This is a genomic window from Halanaerocella petrolearia, assembly GCF_054657875.1.
The window spans coordinates 548175-573395 of sequence record NZ_BAAHXW010000001.1 but is presented as its reverse complement, the minus strand read 5'-3'; the positions used below and the strand labels follow the sequence as shown (position 1 = coordinate 573395).

The window sequence follows — 25221 nt, the reverse complement described above, 5'->3', positions numbered from 1 at the left end:
TTATTTTAAACTATAACATATATATTTGACAAACTACTAAAAAACTATTATAATTAAAAATGTAATTGGTATATACAATATTATAATATAATATAATTACTTATATAAGATATCATACTAGGAGATTAGAAAGTAATCTAAACTTTGAGTTAGATTAAGTATAATTCTAATAGTATAATTTAAAAATATTAGAAAGCTATATTGTTTAGTTGATTTGTATATACAATATTATCAATTTTAGGAGGGTTATAATGAAAAAAGTTTCTAAGGAAAACCCATTACCTTTATATTATCAATTAAAAGAGATTCTACAGGATATGATAGAGAATGAAGTATTAAAACCTGGAGATCCAATTCCCACAGAAAGAGAACTTGTTGAAATGCATGATATAAGTAGAATGACAGCTAGAAAAGCAATTATGGCACTAGTAAATGAAGGATTATTATATAGAGAGCAAGGTAGGGGTACATTTGTAGCAGATCCTGAACCAAAAATGAAACATCAATTATCCAAGTTAAGTGGTTTTACAAAAGAAATGAAAGAGAAAGGGTTAAAGACTAGTACTAAACTGCTTTCATTTGAGGTTGAAACTCCTTCTAAGAAGGTTAGTGAACATTTAGAACTGCCAGAAGAAGTTAATCAAGTTATTAAGATTAAAAGGCTTAGATTTGTAGAAGATGATCCTTTCTCAATAGAGACTGCTTGGCTTCCATCAGACTTGTGTTCTAGTTTAACTGAAGATATGTTAATTGGAAGTTCATTATATGATATTTTTAAAGAAGAATATGGCTATGAATTAGATTATGCTAGACAGACGATAGAGCCTACTATGATTACTGAATATGAAAAAGAGTTATTTGCAGTAGATGTAGATTTACTAGCCTTATTATTTAGAAGGACAACTTATTTAAAGACAGATAGAATTATTGAATATACTAAAGCAACTTATCGAAGTGATAAATATAAGCATGAAGTAATTTTAAAATAAATTAAAAAAGGGGGCAATGATGAGTCCTATAATTCCTGAAGAAAGAAATGAAAATACTTTGAATATTGATATGTTAGAAACAACTAAAATAATTGAAAAGATAAATGATGAAGATAAGCAGGTGGCTATAGCAGTAGAAGAAGCTCAGGATAAGATAGCTAAAGCAGTGGATTTAATAGTAGAACAGTTAAAGGATACAGGAAGATTGTTGTATGTTGGCAGTGGAACTAGTGGTAAATTAGGAATATTAGATGCTTCAGAATGTCCACCTACTTTTGGTGTTGATGATTCGATGGTACAAGGTATTATCTCTGGAGGTAAAGAGGCCATTAGTGGGTGGTTAGAGCATACAGAAGATGATACAGAGCTAGCAATTAAAGATTTGCAAGATAAAGAAGTAACTAAAGAAGATATAGTAGTAGGAATAACTGCTAGTGGTAATACACCTTATGTGAGATCAGCAATTGATTATGCTAATCAAGTTGGAGCTACTACAATAGGGGTTATTTGTAATCCACAGGGCAAATTGACAGAAGATTGTGATACTTGTATTTGTGTGGATGTTGGCCCGGAAGTAATTATGGGGTCGACTAGAATGAAAGCTGGAACAGCACAAAAAATGGTTTTAAATATGTTAAGTACAGCTACTATGATTAAGTTAGGAAAAGTTTATAGTAATTTAATGGTCAATGTACAGCCGATTAATAAAAAATTAAGACAGAGAGTAAAAAATATTGTTCATTTAGCTACAGGAGCAGATAAAGATTTGGTGGCAGAAGTAGTAGAAAAATGTAACTATAAAGCTCAACTAGCAATAGTAATGATTAAAAAAGATTGTAGTTTAAAAAGAGCTAGAGAATTTGTAGATCAACATGATGGTATTATTAATCAATCTATATTGTGATTGTCAATGAGGTGATAATGATGCAAGGAATAATTAATGGTAAGATAATTACTCAAGATCAAATATTGAATAACAAAATATTAGTCTTTGATAAACAAATAATTGAAATTATAGATGAAGAAAAGTTAGATAAATATGATAATTTATCTTTAATAGATGCTCAAGGCGATTATATAGCTCCTGGATTTATAGACCTTCATATTCATGGAGCTAAGGGTTGCGATACAATGGATGGGACTATGAAAGCTATAACTGATATAAGTAATACTATTGCTCAGACAGGAGTAACTAACTTTTTAGCTACTACAATGACTATGGATCAACAAGCTATTTATCAAGCTTTAGATGTAATTAAAAAAGCTATGAAAGAAGATTTATCTGGGGCCAATATTTTAGGAGCTCATTTAGAAGGGCCATTTATTAATGAAGAATATAAAGGTGCTCAAAATGATGAGTATATTAGAGAACCTAATTATCAATTTATTAAAGATTATTTAGATATAATTAAGATGATTACTTTGGCCCCTGAGTCTGATTCAGGTTATGAATTTATAGATAAAGTTAAACAAGAAGATATAGTATTATCAATTGGTCATTCAAATGCTAGCTATGATCAAGCTTTAGAAGCTATTGATAGAGGGATTGGGCATGCTACTCATACTTTTAATGCCATGTCCTCTTTTCATCATCGTAATCCAGGAGTAGTTGGAGCTATTTTTAATAGTGATATTACTTGTGATGTAATAGCAGATAAAATACATGTTCATCCTGATAATTTTCAGTTACTACTAGATATTAAGGGCCAGGATAGAATTAGTTTAATTACAGATTCTATGCGAGCTGGTTGTATGAAAAATGGTTTATATGAATTAGGAGGACAGAAGGTAACAGTAAAAAATGGATCAGCTAGGTTAGAAGATGGGACTTTAGCTGGTAGTATTTTAACTTTAAATCAAGCTCTTAAAAATTTCAAAGATTATACAGAACTTGATTTAATTGAAGTTGTTAAACTAGTTTCTTTAAATCAAGCTCAAATATTAGGAATAGCTAATAATAAGGGAAGTATTGAAGTAGGTAAAGATGCAGATATTACTATATTTGATAATCAATTTGATATCAAGGAGACTATTGTTGAAGGAGAAGTAGTCTATTCTAATTTATAAAAAAGGAGAGATAGATATGTTTAATCTTTTTAGTCAGGAGAACAGATTAGAAGTGTTGGCCCCGATAACAGGTGATCTTGTAGAATTAGAAGAAGTTCCTGATCAAGTTTTTTCTCAAAAGATGATGGGAGATGGGATAGCTATTAATCCTACTGATGATATGATAGTAGCTCCGTGTGAAGGACAGATAGTACAAATTTTTGATACTAACCATGCAGTAGGAATTGAAACTAAAGAAGGAATAGAGTTACTTATTCATATAGGTATAGATACTGTTGAACTAGCAGGTCAAGGATTTACAAGAATTGCTCAGGAGGGAGTTAAAGTAAAACCAGGTGATGAATTAATAAAGATTGATAAAGAATTTTTAGTAGAAAATGCACCTTCATTAATAACTCCATTAATAGTAACTGACATGTCTAAGGTAGATGAAGTAGAAAAAGGACAAGGGTCTGTTACAGCTGGGCAAGATAAAGTTATGGATATAAGTTTATAATATAAAAATATATCAATCAAAAACTAAAGGGGGAAGTGAAATAATGAAAGGAAAAGGATTAATTAATCAGGTACAAAAAATTGGTAAAGCGTTAATGTTGCCTATTGCTGTGTTGCCTGCAGCTGCATTATTATTGCGTTTAGGTGCTGGTGATGTATTAGGTATTCCATTTATTGAAGCAGCAGGTTCAGCTATTTTCAGTAATTTGGCTCTATTATTTGGAATAGGTGTAGCAATTGGTATCTCTATTGATGGTTCTGGAGCTGCTGGATTGGCAGGAGCAGTAGGTTATTTTGTAATTACTGAAGGAACTAAAGCAATCAATAAAGATATCAATATGGGAGTTTTAGCTGGTATAATAGCTGGTTTAGTAGCAGGAACATTGTATAATCGTTATCATGATATTGAACTTCCTGATTATTTAGGCTTTTTTGCCGGTAAGAGATTTGTGCCAATTATAACTGGAGCTTCTTGTGTATTACTGGCAGGAATATTTGGTTATGCTTGGCCTCCAGTTCAGGCTGTAATTGAAGCAGTAGGTAATTGGATTATTGGGGCAGGTGCTTTAGGAGTCTTTGTTTATGGAGTTTTAAATCGTGCTTTAATCCCATTAGGGTTACATCATGTGATGAATAGTTTTATTTGGTTTGTCTTTGGTGAGTATACTAATGAAGCTGGAGAAGTAGTAACTGGAGATTTATCTCGTTTCTTTGCTGGAGATCCAACTGCTGGAAGTTTCATGGCTGGCTTTTATCCAATTATGATGTTTGGTTTGCCTGCAGCTGCTTTTGCTATGTATCACGCTGCTAAGCCTGAAAATAGAAAGGCAGTATCTGGTGCTTTATTCAGTGTTGCTTTTACTTCTTTCTTGACTGGAATTACAGAACCATTGGAGTTTAGTTTTATGTTCTTAGCTCCATTTCTATATTTAATTCATGCTTTACTAAGTGGTGTTTCAATGGCTGTAACTTATATTTTAGGAATTAAACATGGATTTGGTTTTTCTGCTGGAGCAATTGATTATTTCTTAAATTATGGTTTGGCTACTAATCCACTTCTTTTAATTCCTTTGGGAATTGTAGCTTTTGTTATTTATTACTTCTTATTTAGATTTATGATTGAAAAGCTTGATTTACCAACTCCGGGTCGTTCAGGAGCGGATAAGGTAGATGATAGTATGAGTGTTATGCCTGAATCAGAGAAAAATTCTGCAGCTAAAGAGGTGAATGAAGCACAAAATTATATTGAGTATTTAGGTGGAGCAGATAATTTAGAGGTTGTAGAATCTTGTATTACTAGATTACGATTAACAGTTAAAGACGCTGATGCTCTAAATGAAGCAGGATTAAAGAAGTTAGGTGCCTCAGGAGTAATGAAGTTAGATGAAAGCTCTGTGCAAGTTGTAGTTGGTACTAAAGCAGAAAAGATTGCTGGAGCTATTAATGAAGAATTAAATTAATTAAGATTATGATAAAAAAGAGAGGGGATTGTCCCCTCTCTAATAACTGATAATAGTAATGGAAGTCATTCTGATATTAAATATATCATAATATAGTTGTTAGTATAAATAGGAGGGGTTTATGATGAGATTACAAGTTTTAAAAGACTACAAGGAGATGAGTATTAAGGCAGCCAGTATGGTAGCTAGCCAAATTATTTTAAAACCAGATGCAGTATTAGGATTAGCTACAGGTTCTACACCTTTGGGAATGTATAATAACTTAGTTAGAATGTATAATGAAGAGTTAATTGATTTTAAAGAAGTAACTACTTTTAATTTAGATGAGTATGTAGGATTAGATCCAGAGCATCCACAAAGTTATCATCATTATATGTTTGATAACTTTTTTAATCAAGTAAATATGCTGTCAGAAAATATTAATATTCCTTCAGGGACAGCAGAAAATGTACAGCAGGTTTGTCAAGAATACGATCAAGATATTGCTGATTATGGTGGAATTGATTTACAAGTGCTAGGTATAGGTAGAAATGGACATATTGGATTTAATGAACCTGATCATAAACTAAGAACTAGTACTCATGTTGTAGATTTAACAAAAGATACCATTGATGCTAACAGTCGTTTTTTTGAGTCATCAGATGATGTTCCTCGACAAGCAATCTCAATGGGAATGAGTTCAATTATGAAAGCAAAAAAGATCTTGTTATTAGCTAGTGGGCAAGAAAAAGCAGAAGCAATTCAGAAAGCAATTAATGGAGAGATTACAACTGAACATCCTGCTTCATTATTGCAGTTACATTCTGATGTTACTATTTTAGTTGATCAGAAGGCTGCTGAATTAATAAAAAAGGTGTAGGTTTAATGCCTATGCCTTTTTTTATGAAATAAAAGTCTTGGGAAAATTTATTTTTTTACCTTCTAAAAATTTTCTCCATAAAATAAAAAAGTGTTGAAAATTTTCTACAAAAATTGTATAATAATCTTGAAGATAATAAAGGATATAAATAATTATATTTATATCTTATGTAAGTTAAATAAGTATATAAGATTATAAAGTGCTGAAATCCTTACTTTTAGTTAATATATAAAGTTATAAGTTGAATATATAAATCTAGAAGTAGGGATTATAATAGTTTGAAAAGGAGGGGAGTAAATGATAGAAAAATAGCTTTGGTTGGAGCTCATAGTAGAGAAGAAGGACTTATTATAATATTAAATTTATGAGATGAAAAATTTAAATAAGAGAAGTGAGGTATTATAAATGGAGGAAAATATATTAGTAAAAATTGAACAGGGACTAGCTAACTTTACCCCTTCTGAGAAGAAGATAGCTAAATTCATTCTAGATGATCCAGAAAATATAATTGAATTTTCTATAACTGATTTAGCTCAAAGTACTAATACTAGTGAGGCTAGTGTAGTTAGATTATGTAAAAAACTAGGACTAGGAGGTTATAAAGATTTAAAAGTAAATATTTTATGGGAAATGTCTGCTGCTAATAAGAATAAACAAGTGATTTATGACAATATAAGTGAAGAAGATACTTCTGAAGATATATTAGATAAAGTATCAGCTGATAGTATAAAGGCTATTGAAGATACTAAAAAAGTTTTAGATATTGAAAAATTGGAAACTGCTGTAAAAAAGATAAATACAGCTGATAATATATATATATTTGGAGTTGGGTCATCAGCAATAGTGGGAATGGATCTGCAATATAAGTTAATGAAAGTTGAATTACCTGCTTTTACTTTTTTAGATAAAGATATGCAAGTAGCTTCTTCTATCAATTTAACTAAAGATGATGTAGCTATAGCTATTTCTAATACTGGCAAGACAAAAGATATAATAACTGCTTTAAAAGTAGCAAAGAAGAAAGGAGCTACTACTATAGCTATTACTCAGTATAATGATACTCCTATTTTAGAAGTAACAGATATTCCATTATATACTGCGCATGTAGATAACATTTTTAAAAGTGGAGGTATGGCGTCTAGAATTGCTCAGTTAAATCTTATAGACACTTTATTTATGGAAATTGCTAGTAAAAAGTATGATCAAGTAATTGAGAATATAGAAGAAATTAAAAATATAATAGAAGATGTTGATATAATTATATAACTATACCAACATCTTCTATAGGAGGTGATAGAAATATATTATGATTTTTACTTAGGTAGTAGGATATTGATTAAATTAATTTACTGAATATTTTGAATATTATAACAGGGAGAGGAGAGATGATCATGTGTAAGATTTTATTGATGTGTTCAGCGGGTATGTCGACTAGTATGGTAGTAAAAAAAATGCGAAAAGCAGCTAAAAAAAGAGAGATAAATGTAGAAATAGATGCAGTTGGGTTAGAAAAGTTTACTGATAAACTCTCTGAATTTGATGTATTCTTATTAGGACCACAAGTTAGATTTAAAAAGGATGATTTTGCCAAAAAAGCTGAGGAATATGGTAAAAAATTAGCAGTTATTGATCCAGTTGATTATGGTGGATTAAAAGGTGATAAAATCTTGGGTTTTGCTTTAGACTTAATTGATTAATTGACTATAGATTAATAAAGTGAGGTGACTGATAATGGATGTAGAAACTGAGGCAATGAAACTTATAACTAATGCTGGACAGAGCCGTAGCTTATCTTTTGAAGCATTAAAAGTAGCTAGAAACGGAAAGTTTGAGAAAGCCAAAGATAAATTAGAAGAAGCTAATAATAAAGCATTAGAAGCACATAAAATTCAAAGACAATTAATAACAAAAGAGGCTGAAGGAGAAGATATAGAGCTAGGCTTGTTAATGGTTCATGCTCAAGATCATTTGATGAATTCTATGTTGGCTAAAGATTTAATTTTAGAGTTATTAGAGCTATATAAGGAACTGAAAAATTATAATTAAACTTCAATAGGAGGCCTATCTTATGTTAGAAAAGATAATGGATTTTCTTGAGAATAAGTTTGTTCCTTTTGCTGCTAAAGTTGGAGCTCAAAGACATTTAGTTGCAATTAGAGATGGTTTTGTTACAATTATGCCTTTAATTATTGCAGGTTCTCTAGCAGTTCTTATTAATAATATGAACATCCCTGGTTATAAAACTTTTATGGAAAATGTTTTTGGGCAAAATTGGTCAGCTTTAGGAGGTAATGTTTGGTGGGGCACTTTTGCTGTATTGTCTGTACTAATTGCATTTAGTGTAGCTTATAATTTAGCTAAATCTTATGATGCTGATCCACTAACAGCAGGAGTTCTATCAATAGCAAGTTTTTTCACTTGTGTCCCACAATCTATTCAGGTTACAATTGGTGAAAGAGTTGGAGGAACAAAGGTACCAGCAGAGTTAGTTGGAAAGAAGATAGGAGCTTGGGGAAATATTAATTGGAGTTTTACTTATGTAAGTGGTTTATTTGGAGCTATTTTCATAGCTCTAGTTGTTACAGAACTATTTGTTAGAATATCTCAAAGCAAAAAGCTAACTATAAATATGCCTGAAGGAGTTCCACCTGCTGTAGGAAGGTCTTTTCAGACGTTACTTCCTACTATGATTGTGATTTTTTTAGTAGGCTTTGTGCAGGTTTTTATTTCTAAAGCAGGTACTAATATCTTTGACTTTTTTAATCATATGATTCAAGAACCATTATATAATGTAGGAAATACATTAGGTGCTGCGTCATTTATTGCTTTTTTTAACCACTTATTATGGTTCTTTGGCTTACATGGATCAAACATTATGGACCCAATTATGCGTTCGGTTTTTATGCCTTTAGCTACAAAAAATGCCGATTTAATTGCGCAAGGTTTATCGGCTAAATATATTGTTACAAAACCTTTCTTTGATGCATTTGTTTATATGGGTGGATCTGGAACAACAATAGCTTTAATTGCAGCTATATTTACAGCTAGTAAAAGAAAAGATTATAAAACAACTGCTGGATTATCAGCTGGTCCTGGTTTATTTAATATTAATGAACCATTAATTTATGGTCTGCCAATAGCACTAAACCCACTATTCATTATTCCTTTTATGTTTGGCCCAGTAGTACTAACAATAATTTCTTATTTAGCGACTACTTCTGGCTTAGTTCCTTATACCCAAACAATAATTCCTTGGACAACTCCTCCAATTTTAGGTGGGTTTCTAGCAACAGGAGGAAGTGTAAGTGGGGCCTTATTATCTGCTTTTAATTTAGTAGTTGCTTATTTATTTTATCTTCCTTTCATAAAAATATCAGAAGAAATGGATAAAGAAATAGAAGTGCATGAATCTGAAGGAATAGAAGGCTAATTAGTATATATTTTAAGGTTCTATACATGACAGTATAGAACCTTTTTAATAAGTTTATAATGGAAAATAAAGGAGGATTATATAATGGAAGGTTTAAAAATTGCTGTAATTGGTGGAGGAAGTAGTTATACTCCAGAATTGATTGAAGGATTTATTAAGAGGGCGAATGAACTTCCAATAAAAGAAATCTATTTAGTAGATATTGAAGCAGGTAAAGAGAAACTAGATATTGTAGGTAATTTGACAAAAAGGATGGTAGAAAAGTCGGATTTAGAGTTAGAAGTTAAACTAACTTTGGATCGTAGAGAAGCAATTAAAGATGCTAATTTTATAATTACTCAATTTAGAGTTGGATTATTGGAAGCAAGGTCAAGAGATGAGAGAATTCCTTTACAGTATGATGTAATTGGGCAAGAAACTACTGGCCCTGGTGGATTTGCTAAAGGAATGAGAACTATTCCAGTAATTATGGATATCTGTAAGGAAATTGAGGAGTTAGCACCTAATGCGTGGTTGATTAATTTTACTAATCCGGCTGGAATGATTACTGAAACTGTTTTAAAGCATACTGATGTTAAAGTTATAGGTTTATGTAATGTACCAATTAATATGACAAACACTATTTCAGATATTTTACAAGCCGATTTATCTAGAGTTAGGGTTAATTTTGCTGGCTTGAACCATCTTGTTTGGGCAAGAGAAATTTATTTAGATGGAGAAGACTGTACTGACTTAGTTATTAATAGATTATGTGATGGAGCATATTTGAATATGAATAATATTCCGGACTTAGACATTAATAAAGATCTATTAGAGTCATTAGGTATGGTACCTTGTCCATACCATAATTATTATTATCAGGCTGCTGAAATTCTAGCTGAAGAGAAAAAAGCTGTAGCTAGTGGCAAAGGAACTAGGGCTAATCAAGTAATGGAGATAGAAAATGAATTATTTGAAACTTATGCTGACCCAGATTTAGATGTTAAACCACCTCAGTTGGAACAAAGAGGGGGAGCTTATTATTCTGATGCGGCGGTATCATTGATTAGTGCTATTTATAATGATAAAAGAGAAATGCATGTGGTTAATGTAAGAAATAATGGTACTATTAAGAATTTACCAGATGATGTTGCTGTTGAGGTAAATTGTATGGTTGATGCAAGTGGAGCTCATCCAATGACAGTGGGGGAATTGCCTCCTAGGGCTTATGGTTTAATGCAAGTTGTTAAGGCTTATGAAGAGTTATCAGTGGAAGCTGGTGTTAATGGAGATTATGAAAAAGCATTGCAGGCATTGATAATTCATCCTTTAGTACCATCTGCTAAAGTAGCCAAAAAATTATTAGATGATATTATTGAAAAAAATAAAGACTATTTACCTCAGTTCAAATAGAAAGTGAGATGTAATTAATGAAAAGATTAATTATAAATGCTGATGACTTTGGTCTTTGTCAAGGTTGCAATCAAGGGATTATAAAAGCTATAAAAGATGGAGTTGTTACAAGTACAACATTAATGATTAATATGCCTTATGCTCAAAAAGCTATAAGTTTAGTTAAGCAAAATGATTTAAAGTGTATAGGACTTCATTTATCTTTAACTTGTGGAAGACCCATTTCTAATATTGAAAAAGTGGAATCTTTAATAACAGATGAAGGAGAGTTTTCTCGAGAATTAATTCACTCTAATTCAAATATTCATCTAGAGGAAGTAGAATTGGAATTGGAAAATCAGATTAGAGAGTTTTTAAGTAATTATATAAAACCTACCCATTTGGATACTCATCATCATATTCATACAAATCAGAAGATAAGAAGTATAATAATAAAATTAGCTAAAAAGTATAATCTTCCTTTGCGATTTGTTAATGAAGAAACCAAATTAGAAATAAAAAGATCGAAAATAAAGACTACAGATTATTTTTCTATGGATTTTTATGGTGGAAATAAGATTAGTATCGATTATTTCAAGAATATAATAAATAGATTACCTGATGGAATAATTGAGATTATGTGTCATCCAGCTCAAAGAATAGATGAATTAAAAGAGATTAGTAGTTATAGTCAAGAACGAGAAAAGGAATTGGAAGTATTAACAAGTGATAAATTAAAAAAGTGGTTAAAAGAAGAAGAAATTAAATTAATTAATTTTTCAGATGTGTAATTTAAGTTAATATTTAGATGTTTTTTAATTTTCAATTAAACGCTCCTTTCTGTATTTTTTAGATTACAGGAAGGAGTTTTTCATTTGGTTAATTACAAAAAATGTATTCTTTTTACATTAGATTACTGTTAACTTTTGTGTTATAATATTTTTTGTTGTGAAAATTACTGAAGTTATTGCTAGAAGGGAGGCAGTAATCTAATGAAGCATATAAACTTTAAGCTATTGGCATTAGTATTAGTATTATCTCTAGTATTCTTTTTTGGTGGTAGTTATTTGTTTGATAGTTATAAAATAAATCGTGCCTTACAAGAGGATTTAGTAGCTATTGATGGTGTAGAAGGAGTTACAATTAATAAATTAGATTCTGAGTACAAGTTAACTATTAATCTAGCTGATGTGAGTAATTTGCAACAGGTTTTTTTAAAGATTGATGAACGAGTTAAAAAATCCTTGACAGAAGAAGAATACAGATTAAAGTTTAGTTCTCAAGGTTCTTCTGAATTCGAAAAATTATATAATAAAGTTAATTTAGCTCTTTATGAAGCTATTAAGACAGGAGAGTTTGTTCAATTAGAAGATAGATTAGTAGATTATAAAGAAGGATATAATTTAAAACAGGCCCAAGTACAGATAGATACAGATCATATTTATCTTAGTCTAGCTAAAGGTGATCAAGAAATCTATAAAGTAATTAATAGAGTAACTAGGAGGTGAAGATGATGGTTAAAGAAGTAGGTTTAGGTATTGGAGTAGCTTTAGTTATTTTCTTAGCTTTTCATGGTATTAATTTATTTCCAGTGATCTTGTTAGCTGGAGTAGGTTACTACTTTTTCCAAACTATAAATAAAGAAGGTTTAGGAGATAAATTTTCAGTAGGTAATGGAGATACAGAAATGATTCCTGAAGTTGATTTTTCTGATATTGGGGGCCAAGATTCAGCCAAGCAAGAACTATTAGAGGCTTTAAATTTTGTTAAGAGTAAGCAGCAAATTAAAGATCTAGGGATTAGACCACTGAAAGGTCTATTACTAAGTGGCCCTCCTGGTACAGGTAAGACTTTAATGGCTAAGGCAGCTGCTAACTATATTGATTCTGTCTTTATCTCTACTTCTGGTAGTGAATTTATTGAAATGTATGCTGGGGTAGGAGCCAAAAGAGTCAGAAAGTTATTTAAAAAGGCAAGAGAGAAGGCTAAAAAGGCAGATAAGAATAATGCAATTATCTTTATTGATGAGATAGATGTATTAGGTAGTAAGCGTGGTCAGAATAGTAGCCATATGGAGTATGATCAGACTTTAAATCAGTTATTAACTGAGTTAGATGGTATTTCTGTTGATGATCAGGTGAATGTACTAGTAGTAGGTGCCACTAATAGAATTGATATTTTAGATAAAGCTCTATTACGCCCAGGACGTTTTGATCGAGTTGTAAAGGTTGATTTACCTGATAAAGAAGGTAGACATCATATCTTAAAGATTCATACTAAGAATAAACCATTAGCTGCTGATATTGATTTAGAACAGTTGGCTAAAGAGACCTTCCGATTCTCTGGAGCTCAGCTGGAGAATTTAACTAATGAAGCAGCTATTATGGCCTTACGGCAAGAGGCAGATAAGATCACTATAGAGCATTTTAAAGAAGCTATTGATAAGGTGATGATGGGTGAGAAGCTGAATCGTAAACCTAATAAAAAAGAGCTACACCGGATTGCTTGTCACGAGACTGGACATGCTTTAATTGGTGAGTTAGTCAATCCAGAGTCTGTATCTAATATTACTATTACTTCTCGTGGTAAAGCATTAGGTTATGTACGCCATAACCCACAGGATGACTATTATTTACAGACAGCAGATTATTTAGAGAATCAAATTGCTGTTTTAATTGCTGGTTCTATTGTTGAAGAGGAACTATTAGGTAATCGTAGTACAGGAGCTAATAATGACTTTAAGAAGGCTAATCAGTTAGCTGAAAAGATTGTCTTCTCTGGTATGTCTAAGTTAGGAGTAGTAAGTAAGAATAATCTACCAAAATCTAAACTGCATGAGACAGTGTCAGAGATTATTGCTAAACAGGAAGAGCGAGTTACCGAGAAGATTCTAGCTAATAAAGAATTTATCACCAAAATTGCTCAAGAGTTATTAGAGTCAGAAAGTATTAATGGAGATGAATTTAGAGAGAGATTAAATTATGGTCAAATTGAAGAAGATGTTGCTTAAAGCAGGCTAGTGGTTAAATACTAGTCTGTTTTTTTATTTTTTGAAAGGATTAGGGTATATGTTATTGAATAAGTAGATAAACCAATTTACAATTGACAGTTGATAATTTACAGTTTGAAACATAGATTAAATCCTTTAACTAAATTAAATAAGGGAGTGTAGTTATGTTAAGAAAACAAAAGATTTTATTATTACTTATAGTTTTTATGGTAGGATTAACTGGTTGTCAATCGGTAGAGGTTGATTTAGCTATTAAGGGCCAAGGTCTTATAAAGCAAGAAGTAGCAGGAGTAGACAAGTCATTGCCTGCAGTAGTTGGCCCGCAAGATAACTTTCAACATTTATATCCTAAACAACAGAAATTGGAGTTAACTGCCGTAGCTAATAAAGAAGGATGGGTCTTTTCTCATTGGACAGGAAGTATTACTGGTCTAGAGAAATCAATTACTATCCCTTTAACTAATAGTCAAAAGTTACAAGCAGTTTTTATTCCTATTAAGAAACTTATGCAAGAAGGAAGTCCAACAGAGATTAAAAGGGCCATTAGTAGAGGTGCTAATTTAAATCTAAGAGATAAAGCAGGTGAAACACCTTTATTTTATGCTTTAGAGGCTAAAAGAAGTCCAGAAATAATTAAATTATTATTAGAGTCAGGGGCCAAGGTCAATGTAACCAATGAACAAGGAATTATGCCGTTACATTTAGCACTTTGGAAGGAAGAAGACCCAGCAGTGATTAAAGCTCTATTACAGGCAGGAGCAGATATTTACTCTAAACTAAGATTAACTATTAAAAAAGAGAAGATGACTATCAATAAGGAAGCAGATGGAAGATTGATTTCTAAAGAATTCACCCCTTTAATGTTGGCTGCTCAATCGATTAGTAGCCCACAAGTAATTAAAGAATTAATTAAAGCAGGGGCTAGAGTAAATAGAAGATTAAAGGTAGAAAATGAAGAACAAGATGATTATTATACTGGAATGACTCCTTTGATGATAGCTACTAAATATAATAGTTGTTCTGAAATAATTAAAGCTTTATTAGAGATGGGAGCTGAAGTAAATAGTATAGATAAAGAAGGTTTTACTTCGTTATTACATGCTGCTAAGTCAACTAGTAACCCTAAGGTAATTAATGCTTTGGTTGCTGGAGGTTCCAAAGTTAATAGTAATAGCTGGCTAGAATTATTATCTCAATTATTTAAGGAAGGAGAAGTAACTCCTTTAATGGTGGCTGCTCGATATAATCAGGAAGTAGAAATTATAGAGAGACTATTAGAATTAGGGGCTAATATCAATAGTAGAGGGCCAAGAGGAAGGACAGCTTTAATCTATGCAGCCCAATATAACAAAAATCCAGAAGTAATTAATTTATTACTAGACTATGGAGCTAATCCTAAACTACAAGATCAAATTGGTAACCTAGCAATTGATTATGCTACTAAAAATAAAGCACTTAAAGCTACACTTGTTTATAAAAGGTTAAGAAGAGAGACTCAGTAATAGGACCAGAATTAGGCCAGCTTTATAGCTGGTCATTTTTATTTTGAATTGTGTTTCTTTATTTGATATAATTCTGACATTGTTAGAAGGATTAATATTAAAAGGAGGGATTAGGTGAAATTAAGTAGAAGTAGAAAGAGAGTCTTGATTATATTTTAGCTAGTTATTCTAGATTTTTTAATTTAGATAATAGAGGTGGCTATTTAATAAGATAGATTCACTAGGTAATATTTTAGATTAAATAATAGTAAATCTAATAAGTTATATAAGGAGGCAGAAGAATGAATTATACAAGGAAATCAATAATTTGTTTATTGTGTATGTTAACTTTATCTTTATTAATAACAGGCTGTTCAGATGATGGTACTTCTGATTTATATTCTGGAGATGTAATAAAGAATGTAGAAGGGCCAAAGGCAATAATTTATAATGATTCAAATCCAGTTGAATTTTCAGTCGATACAAACATTACTAACCCAAGTTATCAATGGATTGTAAGTGATGATGAAAGCTTAGCTAGTTTTGAGAATCCAAAGCAATCTAGTACTACTTTAACAGCTAATCAAAAAGAGGGACAAGTTGATATTCGGGTTAAAGTAAGTGATGGTCAGGAAGATACATATTCAGATTGGAGTACAATTAGGATTTTAGGCGAAAAGAATGAAACTATATATGGCGGAGAAGAGCCAGATGGATTTCACGCTATTGTTCCTGCTAAAGATACTGGTTTTACTGGTTATATAGCAGCTGGTTATCGAGGAATGTCTGATGTAACTAAGGAAAATGGATTTCAGAAAGATGGCTATGTAATTAAAGCTAATAAGCGAGGAGTTAGAAGATGGTCAAAGACTGTTGATGGTGGAGGATATGATGATCGTTTTGTAGCAGTTGAAAGTATTGTTAATGGTTTCTTTAAAGATGAATATTTCTTAGTTGGATACCAAGGGGTGACTGGAGATACTTATGAAGGATATATTATGAGAGTTGATCGTGATGGAAAATTAAGTAAGGAATATACTGGTCTGCAAGGAGATAGAGTCTTTCTTAGATCAGCTACAGTAGATGACTATTTAGTTGTAGCAGGAAATGACGGAACTACAGACCAAGCACAAGGATATATAGCTAAATTGGATCCAAATAAAGAAGACGAAACTGATCCAGTTAAAAATCGGATTCAAATAAATGGTAATAACTACACTAATCTCTATGGTATTGAAAAGACTGATAACGGAAGTTATCTTGTAGCTGGATTTACAGGAGATAATAAAGATGATACTGATGGAGAAATTACTCAAGGGTTTATAGCCAAATTGAATTCAGATTTAACTATGTCAGCTACTAAGCAAGTTGGTTTGGGTAATAGACTGTATACTATTGAACCTTTAAGTTCTAGTGGAGAGTTTATTGTGGCAGGAGAGAACAGTGGACAAGGATATATAGCTAAGGTTGATACTGCTGGAAATGTCTCAAAAACCGATACTTATAGTCAGTTTACTAAGATCCGTGCTGTATTAGAATTAAGTGATGGTGGTTATATGTTAGTAGGTACTAAAAATGGGACTGAGGGACGTGTAGTAAAAGTTAAATCTGATTATACTTTAGATACGAGTTTTGATGATGATGGTATAGCTACTTATGGTAGTTATTTAGATGACATTACTAAGTCAGAAGATGGAAATTATCTACTAGCAGGATATAAAGTATCAGCTGATGGGGATAGAGATGCTTATGTAGTTAAAATAAATGAATCTGGAACTATAGTGACTAGAAATAATTAAGATTCAAGAAAGCAGGAGACCATTAATGGTCTCCTTTAATTTTTTATTGATTAAGGAGAGTATTTATGAAGAGATATTTAGTAATTTTAACTATAATTATTTTTTTAAGTTCATATACTGAAGTATTGGCTATAGAAAAAATGGAATTTAACAGTGGGATTACTTATAATAATTTTATTTATCAGATGGTCAGGAATGGAAAAGCAGATGAGGATTATTTTATGAGAGAAGATCTTCATAGTGGAATGGGCTTTTATGGAGAAGGAATTTACTGGTTAAATAAAAAAGTTGGAATAGGAGCTGGGATTGATAAAGCAAGTGCTACTTGGAGTGGAACTAATGAGTATTCTGATGGAGATACAAGAGATTTTGAGTATACATCTGAGTTAGTTGGCCCATATGGTAAATTGATTTATAGTTTAAATAATTCAATTAATTTAAGTACACATTTTATTTATTATAAGTATAAAGAACACTTTAAAGCAGAATATTCTTGGAAGGATGAAATATTTTCTAACAATCTTAAGCAAGGAGATGGTTTAGGAGTTGCATTAGGGGTTGAAACTAATTATTCAGTCAGTAATAATTTATCTTTAAAAAGTAGCATTCATTATAGAAAAGCAAATATTAAATTAAATAAAGAATATGACGATGTTAAGGATAAAACTATTTTTATTTCAGAAGATGAAGAGTTAAATATAAGTGGTTTACGAGCAAGTATAGTATTATCCTATACTTTATAATAGAAAAAATATTATATTTAAACCTTCTCAATGTTATTGAGAGGGTTTTTTGTATTTATTACTAGTAAGTTACTAAATAATTTAATTTTATTATACATAATTGAATATATTTTTCTGAAAAAATAATACTAATTATGTATATTCCTAATTAGGTAAAGGAGGAAGTTATGAAGACCTTAGCTTTGATTTTAGCTGGTGGTAGAGGAACTAGACTGGATATACTATCCAATCATCGAGCAAAACCAGGAATGCCATTTGCAGGTAAGTTTAGACTGATTGATTTTGCTTTAAGTAATTGTATTAATTCAGGAATTTATAATGTAGGAGTTTTGACCCAGTATCTGCCGATGTCGTTACATAAGCATATTGGGATAGGAAAGCCTTGGGATCTTGACCGTAGGATAGGAGGAGTTACTTTACTTCAGCCCTATACTGGTAACAATAAAGGAGGTAGTTGGTATCAGGGAACAGCACATGCAGTTTATCAGAATATAGATTATATAAAACAGAATAATCCTGAATATGTTATCATTTTATCTGGAGATCATGTTTATAAAATGGATTACAGTAAGATGGTCAGAGATCATAAAACAAATGGAGCTGATTTAACTATTGCTGCTCAACGTGTGCCTTATAAGGAGGCTAATAGATTTGGAATTTTAGAGTGCAATCAAGATGCTAAAATTACTAATTTTGCAGAAAAACCTGATAAACCAACTAGTAATTTAGCTTCAATGGGAATCTATGTCTTTAACACAGAAACTTTACTTGATATATTAGAAGAATGTTGTACTCAAGAAAGTTCAGATTTTGGACATCATATTATTCCACCGATGATTGAGAATAATAGAGTTTTTGCTTATGAGTTTGATGGTTATTGGAAGGATGTAGGTACTTTAGAATGTTTCTGGGAAACTAATTTATCTTTAACAGATCCAGTACCTGAATTTAATCTATATGATCAAAACTGGAAGATTCATACCAGAAGTGAAGAGAGACCACCAGTTAAGTTTGGTGATAGAGGTAGAGTGGTAGGGAGCATAGTAGCTAATGGTTCAATTATTAATGGTGAAGTAGAAAATTCTGTAATTTCACCAGGTGTATTTATTGAAGAGGGAGCAGTTGTTAGAGACTCAATAATCTTTAATAATACTTTAGTTAAGCAGGATTCAATTATTTCTAAATCTATTATTGATAAAGAGGTTATTATTGGCTCTAACTGCCATATAGGATTTGGAAATAATTTAGTTCCTAATAGAGAATGTCCCAATCTACTTGATTGTGGATTGACAGTAATAGCTAAAGGAGCTCATATTCCTAATAATACTCAGATAGGTCGTGATTGTAGAGTATTTTCTTATGTTGATCAGAATGATTTTGTAAATAAAGTTATTTCCAGTGGAAATACAGTAAGGCCTAAAGAGGATACAGAGGAGGTTTATTTATTAGGAACGGCAGAATGATTTGAGAGGTTACATTAAATATTGAAAGTTATTAATTCTATTTTAGAAAAGATTAGTTTCTTTCTTTTCTGAAATAGAATTATTTTTTCTCTAATTTTTTGATTAGTATAAAGTTTTAGATCTCATGTTGTAATTTTTTTCTAAACTTGATAATATTATTACAAAGGTAGGAATAAGTAAATAAATTTTAGTTGATAATAAATAGGTGATTTATGTTATTATTTGGCTGGTAATTTAGTACTTATGTTCTAAAGGGAGGTTGAAAAATGGTAATTGCAGAAAAAAGTTTAAATAAGATTAATATTAACACTGCTGAATTGGATAAGTTAACAACTTTAAGAGGAATTGGTCCTTCTTTGGCCCAAAGGATAGTTGATTATCGTAAGATGGAGGGGCCTTTTACTAGTTTGGAAGATTTAAAACAGGTGAAAGGAATTGGTAAGAAATTATTTGCTGGAATTCAAGGTAATATCACTAATGAATTAGAAGAAGTTAATTTAGAACAGTTAGAGATTGAAGAAACAATTAGTAGTTCAGCTCAGACTAGTGAATTAGCTCAAAAGAAATTAGAAGATGAAGGCAGAGTAGAAGATAGTATAATGTATCTTCATTCTCTTCCAGATAGTTATAATGAAGATAAACTAGTGTTACAGATTAAAAACCCTAAAACGGCCCATTTATACTGGGAGTATACTAGAGATAAAATTAAGGAGGCTACTTTTAAGGCAGGTCATAATGATTTTACAGAAGTAGATTTATTCTTAAAAGTCTATAATTTAACTACTGGAGAAGAGAGATTAATCAATATTACTTTAGAGAATGATAGTTGGTATTTAAATAATTTAGTGCCAGACCATAACTATAAAGTAGAATTAGGAGTTGTAAATCAAAAAGGAGAATTTTATTCTGTAATTGAGTCTAATCATGTAACTATGCCTCGGAATAATGTTAGTGATGAACTAGACCAAAAATGGATGACAGTAAAAGAAAAACAGAAAGCTATTTATCTATTATCTGGCTGTGAAGTACCTATGGAGGAAGGTGTCAGTTCTATAGATTTAGTTAAGGAGTTAGAGAAATCAACTGAGTTATCTGACTTAATATCTGGATTAGATAATAACGAAAGTTCTATAGAGTTATTAAGTTCGGTTGAGTTCTTAGGTAGTTCATTTCAAGAATAATTAATGGCTATAGGTAACAGGCTAGTTCAACTAGCCTGTTTTTTTATTGCATACTAAGAATTGATTTGATATTCTTATGCTAAAATTAAGGAATAATGGAGTGATAAAATGAAAGCAGAGATTATTGTAATAGGAACTGAATTATTATTAGGACAGATTGTAGATACAAATTCTCAGTGGATTGCTGAGCAGTTAGCAGAGTTAGGAATTGATCTGTATTATAAAGCAACAGTTGGGGATAATAAAGAGCGCTTATTGGAAACATTATCTAATGGATTACAGAGATCAGATTTAATTATTACAACAGGTGGTTTAGGGCCAACTCAAGATGATATTACTAGAGAAGTAATAGCTGATAGTCTAGATATAGAGTTAGTAAAGAGAGAAGAATCATTGGCCCAAGTAGAAAGATATTTTAAAGCAACTAATAGAGAGATGTCAGAGAATAATCTAAGACAAGCCTATTTACCGCAGGGAGCAGAGATGATTGAAAATCAAGAAGGGACTGCTCCAGGTTTCTTAGTAGAGAAAGATAATCAAGTTATAGTGTCTTTACCTGGTGTACCTTTAGAGATGAAAGCAATGATGAAGAAGACAGTAATTCCTTATTTAAAAGAGAAGGTATTAGGAGATAATACAATCCATTCTAAAGTTATTAAGACCTGTGGCATTGGTGAGTCAGATTTAGAAGAAGAGATTGCTGATATTCTAAAGGAACAGACTAATCCTACTATTGCACCTTTGGCTAGCCAAGGAGAGGTCAAACTGCGTCTAACAGCCAAAGCAGATAATAAAGAAGAGGCTAAACAACTAATTAGAGTTGAAGAAGAGAGGTTAGAAGAAAGAATAGGAGAGTATATTTATGGTTATAATGATGATACTTTAGAAAAGGTAGTAGCTAATTTATTATGGGACCAAGAGTTAACTATAGCAGTAGCTGAATCCTGTACAGGAGGATTAATAGGCCATAGAATGACTAATGTAGCCGGTAGTTCAGCTTATTTTGAGCGAGGAATAATTAGTTATAGTAACCAGGCTAAAAAAGAGTTATTAGATGTTAAAGAAGAAACATTAGCAGAATTTGGTGCTGTGAGTAGTCAAACAGCTAAAGAGATGGCCTTAGGAGCTAAAGAACTATCTAATACAGATATTGGTTTATCAATAACAGGGATAGCTGGACCAGGTGGAGCTACAGCAGAAAAACCAGTAGGCCTTGTCTATATTGCCTTAGCCGATGAAGAAGGTGTAGCTAGTTATCAATTTAATTTTAGCGGAAGTAGATTACGAGTTAAATACTTAACTTCACAGACTGTTTTGAATTTATTGAGGTTGAAGTTAATTAATAACTAATTAAGAAGAAGTAGAAAGGGAGATTTTATGCGGGAGTTAGTGATTATGGTAGTAATATCATTAGTTGGAGTTTTATTAGTGCTGCATTTTGCTGTAGCTAATAGTTATAAATTAAGTGCTTTTGATGTCAGACTTGATCTTGCTTTATCAACTGAGCCAACTACTACAATTAATTTTCCTCCAATTGGTAAGATAACTGCTGCTACCCATCTAACTCCTGTGGATTTAAATATAATGTTAGAATCAATTTATCAAGATAGATTAACAACTATTATTGAGCAAGTAAAGAATAAAGAAGAACTAATTTCCTTATTAAAAGATAGGGTAGGTAATATTTTACGTTTGTTTATAATTCGTCTCTTAATTTTATCTGGCCTAGGAGGGATGATTGGAGCTGTAATTGTAGAGCAGAGCCATTCTGCCTTGATTAGGGGTGTATTGATAGGAATTTTAGTGATTTTTTGCTTAGTATTAGGCACTTATTATACTTATGATTTAACGGCTTTTGATGATCCAAACTTTACAGGTATGCTAGAAGCCGCGCCTTGGATGATTGGCTTGATTCAAGAGGGGGTTAATGATATTGATCAACTAGGAGTTGAAATGGAGCTGATAGCTTCTAATATGGCTCAATTGTTTAATAAAGTTGATAGTTTAAGACCATTAAGTCAGGTAACAGGTGATTTAAAGGTATTACATATTTCAGATATTCATAATAATCCTATAGCTTTACGCTATGTAAAGCAGATAATAGAGAGTTTTGAAGTAGATTTAGTAATTGATACTGGAGATATTACTGATTATGGAACACCAATGGAAGGAAAATTACTTGATCAGATAAGTAATTTAGGAGTAGCTTATATCTTTATTGCTGGCAATCATGATTCACCAGCAATTATTCATAAGATGGAGAATTTTGAAAATGTAACTGTCTTACAATCTGATATAGTAGAGACTAGGGGGTTAGTTATTACTGGAGTAGCTGATCCAGCAGCTGAAAGTAATCAGATCAAACCTTTGGAGACAGAAGATATGCAGCAAGCCAAAGAAGAGTTGACTAGACTAGTTACTACATCAGATAAGAAACTAGATATTGTAGCTGTCCATCAATTTGATCTAGGAGAAGAAATAGTAGGACAGATACCAGTTGTCTTGCATGGCCATGATCATAGCTTTAAGGTATATGAAAAAAATGGTACTACAGTAGTTGATGCTGGTACTACTGGAGCTGCTGGGATTAGAGGTTTTGAAACAAAGCAAGGTATTCCTTATTCTTTAGCTTTATTACATTATAACCAGTCTGAAACAGAGAACAAATTAAAGGTAATTGATATTATTAAGTTTTATAGTCGCCATAGCGGATTTATGTTAGAGAGAAAATTAGTTGGAAAGAAAAAAGCCGAAACAGAGAAGAGTAGAAAAGGAGAGAAAGTCAATGAGTAGTAAAGTAAGATGTTTTATAGGAATTCAATTAAACCAAGTTACACGAAATAAATTAGATAAAATTAAAAATATATTGCGAGACTGTTCCTTAGATATCAAATGGGTAGAGGAGTATAACTTTCATATTACTCTTAAATTTTTAGGAGAGATTACTAAACAAGAAATAGAGAATATTAAGGAAATATTATCAAAAATTACAGCTGATAAAGCTCCTTTTGAAATTAGGTTAGCAAAACTAGGTGCCTTTCCTAATTTAGACTATCCTAAGACTATGTGGGTAGGAGTAAAAAAAGGAAGTAATAATTTAGCTAAATTACATCAAGAGATTGAAAGTGAATTAATAACTTTAGGTTTTAAAAAAGATCATCATGAATATACTCCTCATATTACTTTAGGTCGAGTTAACCGTAAAGAGAAGAGTTTAGATATTCTGAGTCAAAAATTAAGAGAGTTTCCTTTTCAGATTCAAGCTACAGAAGTGGTGGATAGAATTACTTTAATAAAAAGCAGATTAACTCCGCAAGGGCCAATTTATGAACCGTTAGCTGAATTTGAGTTGGAATAATAGCAAAATTTGATGATTGCTTTTTAGAAGTAGTTGTTTTATAATTGTTATACGCTATATTACTAGTTGTCAGCTATGAGCTGTGAGTTGTGAGTTAGTCAAAATCGACTTCTTAAAACAAAGAGTTTTATGAAGTTTATAGATTTTGAATGAATTTGAATTGATTCATAGCTCATGACACATGACTTATGACTATATCAATTAAGTAACAAAATGAATATTTATTGACTGGAAAAGTTATTTTTAATAGCTTAGAATATATAAGGAGTGAAATAAATATGTCAAAAAAGCAGAAACAGAAAGCATTAGAGCGGACTTTAAATCAGATTGAGAAAGAATTTGGTCAAGGTTCAATTATGAAATTAGGCGATGCTGAAGCAATGGATGTAGAGACTATTTCTACAGGAGCTCTATCTTTAGATGCAGCTTTAGGTGTAGGGGGTATTCCTAAAGGTAGGATTATTGAGGTGTTTGGCCCTGAATCTTCAGGAAAGACAACAGTAACCTTACATATGATTGCTGCAGTACAAGAAGAAGATGGAGTTGCGGCCTTTATTGATGCAGAGCATGCTTTAGATCCTAAGTATGCTAAGAATCTAGGTGTTGATACTAAAGAGTTACTTGTATCCCAACCAGATGCTGGTGAAGATGCTCTAGAGATCTGTGAATCATTGGCCCGTAGTGGAGCAATTGATTTGATTGTAATTGACTCAGTAGCAGCCCTAGTACCGAAAGCAGAGATTGAAGGAGAAATGGGTGATGCTCACGTAGGTCTACAGGCTCGTTTAATGTCTCAGGCAATGCGGAAGTTATCTAGTGTGCTTAATAAATCTAAATGTACATGTGTCTTTATTAATCAGATTCGTGAAAAGGTAGGAGTTACTTTTGGTAATCCAGAGGTTACTCCAGGTGGACGAGCACTTAAGTTCTATTCTTCTGTTCGGTTAGATATTAGACGAAGAAAGACAATTAAAGATGGAGACGAATATAAAGGAAATCGTACTAAAGCTAAAGTAGTTAAGAATAAGGTTGCTTCTCCATTTAGAACGGCCGAATTTGATATTATGTATGGTACAGGAATCTCCCAGATAGGCTGTATTGTAGATTTAGCAGAAAAACATGATATTATTGAACGAGCTGGAGCTTGGTATTCTTATGGTGATGATATTACTTTAGGTCAAGGTCGAGAGAATTCTAAAGAATTTTTAAAGGAGAATCCAGAGATAAGAAAAGAAATTGAGCAAAAGATCAAAGTTGAATTAGGGTTTTTAGATGAAGAAGAGTTAGAGTCAGAACCAAAAGAGGAAGAAACTGAAAAGGAATCTGCTTAAATTAGTGGCCCCTTCTTAATTGAAGGGGCTTTGTTTTTAGTTAGTAATCGTCAGTCATCAGCTATGTGTTGTGAGCTATGTGCTATGTGTTATGAGCCAATTCAAAACCATTACATTCAAAATCTAGTTCTCTATGAATTCTATATTTTAGCGATTTAATTATATTTATGATTTTAACGTTGAT

The 25221-nt window shown here is 31.6% G+C and carries 23 protein-coding genes; all 23 read left to right on the top strand.

The features are described from left to right. Positions 1-251 precede the first annotated feature (251 nt). A complete protein-coding gene (locus tag ACYQ39_RS02915; protein WP_459840380.1) occupies positions 252-989 on the top strand; it encodes a GntR family transcriptional regulator in 738 nt (245 codons plus the stop codon). 16 nt (positions 990-1005) lie between these two features. Beyond that, on the top strand, positions 1006-1893 hold the full coding sequence (gene murQ / locus ACYQ39_RS02910) for an N-acetylmuramic acid 6-phosphate etherase (RefSeq protein ID WP_459840379.1): 888 nt from the start codon (positions 1006-1008) through the stop codon (positions 1891-1893). Between the two features lie 20 nt (positions 1894-1913). Continuing rightward, on the top strand, positions 1914-3056 hold the full coding sequence (nagA, locus tag ACYQ39_RS02905) for an N-acetylglucosamine-6-phosphate deacetylase (RefSeq protein WP_459840378.1): 1143 nt from the start codon (positions 1914-1916) through the stop codon (positions 3054-3056). Positions 3057-3072: 16 nt separating this feature from the next. Further along, positions 3073-3552 (top strand): PTS sugar transporter subunit IIA, encoded by a 480-nt coding sequence (locus ACYQ39_RS02900; RefSeq protein ID WP_459840377.1) that lies wholly within the window; start codon positions 3073-3075, stop codon positions 3550-3552. A 43-nt stretch (positions 3553-3595) separates the two neighbouring features. Further along, positions 3596-5011, top strand: a complete 1416-nt coding sequence (gene nagE / locus ACYQ39_RS02895) for an N-acetylglucosamine-specific PTS transporter subunit IIBC (protein WP_459840376.1) — start codon at positions 3596-3598, stop codon at positions 5009-5011. 124 nt (positions 5012-5135) lie between these two features. Continuing rightward, positions 5136-5870: a glucosamine-6-phosphate deaminase gene (nagB, locus tag ACYQ39_RS02890; RefSeq protein ID WP_459840375.1), complete on the top strand. Its 735-nt coding sequence runs from the start codon at positions 5136-5138 to the stop codon at positions 5868-5870. 405 nt (positions 5871-6275) lie between these two features. Continuing rightward, positions 6276-7136, top strand: a complete 861-nt coding sequence (locus ACYQ39_RS02885; RefSeq protein WP_459840374.1) for a MurR/RpiR family transcriptional regulator — start codon at positions 6276-6278, stop codon at positions 7134-7136. Between the two features lie 125 nt (positions 7137-7261). After that, complete coding sequence (locus ACYQ39_RS02880; RefSeq protein ID WP_459840373.1) at positions 7262-7567, top strand: PTS sugar transporter subunit IIB; 306 nt, start codon at positions 7262-7264, stop codon at positions 7565-7567. A 34-nt stretch (positions 7568-7601) separates the two neighbouring features. Continuing rightward, positions 7602-7916 (top strand): PTS sugar transporter subunit IIA, encoded by a 315-nt coding sequence (locus tag ACYQ39_RS02875; RefSeq protein WP_459840372.1) that lies wholly within the window; start codon positions 7602-7604, stop codon positions 7914-7916. A gap of 22 nt (positions 7917-7938) precedes the next feature. After that, positions 7939-9300, top strand: coding sequence for a PTS sugar transporter subunit IIC (locus ACYQ39_RS02870; protein WP_459840371.1), 1362 nt, complete (start codon positions 7939-7941; stop codon positions 9298-9300). 84 nt (positions 9301-9384) lie between these two features. Next, positions 9385-10692: a 6-phospho-beta-glucosidase gene (locus ACYQ39_RS02865; protein WP_459840370.1), complete on the top strand. Its 1308-nt coding sequence runs from the start codon at positions 9385-9387 to the stop codon at positions 10690-10692. Positions 10693-10709: 17 nt separating this feature from the next. Next, a complete protein-coding gene (chbG, locus tag ACYQ39_RS02860; protein ID WP_459840369.1) occupies positions 10710-11462 on the top strand; it encodes a chitin disaccharide deacetylase in 753 nt (250 codons plus the stop codon). 201 nt (positions 11463-11663) lie between these two features. After that, entirely contained in the window at positions 11664-12179 is a 516-nt protein-coding gene (locus ACYQ39_RS02855; RefSeq protein WP_459840368.1) for a hypothetical protein, read from the top strand. A 5-nt stretch (positions 12180-12184) separates the two neighbouring features. Further along, the gene (locus ACYQ39_RS02850) at positions 12185-13681 is read left to right on the top strand and encodes an AAA family ATPase (protein WP_459840367.1); all 1497 of its coding nucleotides are present in this window, start codon (positions 12185-12187) and stop codon (positions 13679-13681) included. 164 nt (positions 13682-13845) lie between these two features. Further along, positions 13846-15183, top strand: coding sequence for an ankyrin repeat domain-containing protein (locus ACYQ39_RS02845; protein WP_459840366.1), 1338 nt, complete (start codon positions 13846-13848; stop codon positions 15181-15183). A gap of 281 nt (positions 15184-15464) precedes the next feature. Continuing rightward, entirely contained in the window at positions 15465-16961 is a 1497-nt protein-coding gene (locus ACYQ39_RS02840; RefSeq protein WP_459840365.1) for a hypothetical protein, read from the top strand. A 65-nt stretch (positions 16962-17026) separates the two neighbouring features. Continuing rightward, entirely contained in the window at positions 17027-17704 is a 678-nt protein-coding gene (locus ACYQ39_RS02835) for a hypothetical protein (protein ID WP_459840364.1), read from the top strand. A gap of 167 nt (positions 17705-17871) precedes the next feature. After that, complete coding sequence (locus tag ACYQ39_RS02830) at positions 17872-19167, top strand: glucose-1-phosphate adenylyltransferase (RefSeq protein WP_459840363.1); 1296 nt, start codon at positions 17872-17874, stop codon at positions 19165-19167. A 266-nt stretch (positions 19168-19433) separates the two neighbouring features. Then, a complete protein-coding gene (locus ACYQ39_RS02825) occupies positions 19434-20348 on the top strand; it encodes a DUF4912 domain-containing protein (protein WP_459840362.1) in 915 nt (304 codons plus the stop codon). A gap of 108 nt (positions 20349-20456) precedes the next feature. After that, complete coding sequence (locus ACYQ39_RS02820) at positions 20457-21698, top strand: competence/damage-inducible protein A (protein ID WP_459840361.1); 1242 nt, start codon at positions 20457-20459, stop codon at positions 21696-21698. A 45-nt stretch (positions 21699-21743) separates the two neighbouring features. Continuing rightward, positions 21744-23141: a metallophosphoesterase family protein gene (locus tag ACYQ39_RS02815; RefSeq protein WP_459840360.1), complete on the top strand. Its 1398-nt coding sequence runs from the start codon at positions 21744-21746 to the stop codon at positions 23139-23141. Beyond that, a complete protein-coding gene (thpR, locus tag ACYQ39_RS02810) occupies positions 23134-23706 on the top strand; it encodes an RNA 2',3'-cyclic phosphodiesterase (RefSeq protein WP_459840359.1) in 573 nt (190 codons plus the stop codon). Before ACYQ39_RS02815 ends, thpR begins: the two co-directional genes overlap by 8 nt. Positions 23707-23984: 278 nt before the next feature. Continuing rightward, positions 23985-25037 carry a recombinase RecA gene (recA, locus tag ACYQ39_RS02805; protein ID WP_459840358.1) on the top strand — a complete coding sequence of 351 codons (1053 nt, stop codon included), beginning with the start codon at positions 23985-23987 and terminating at the stop codon, positions 25035-25037. The last annotated feature ends 184 nt before the right edge of the window (positions 25038-25221 follow it).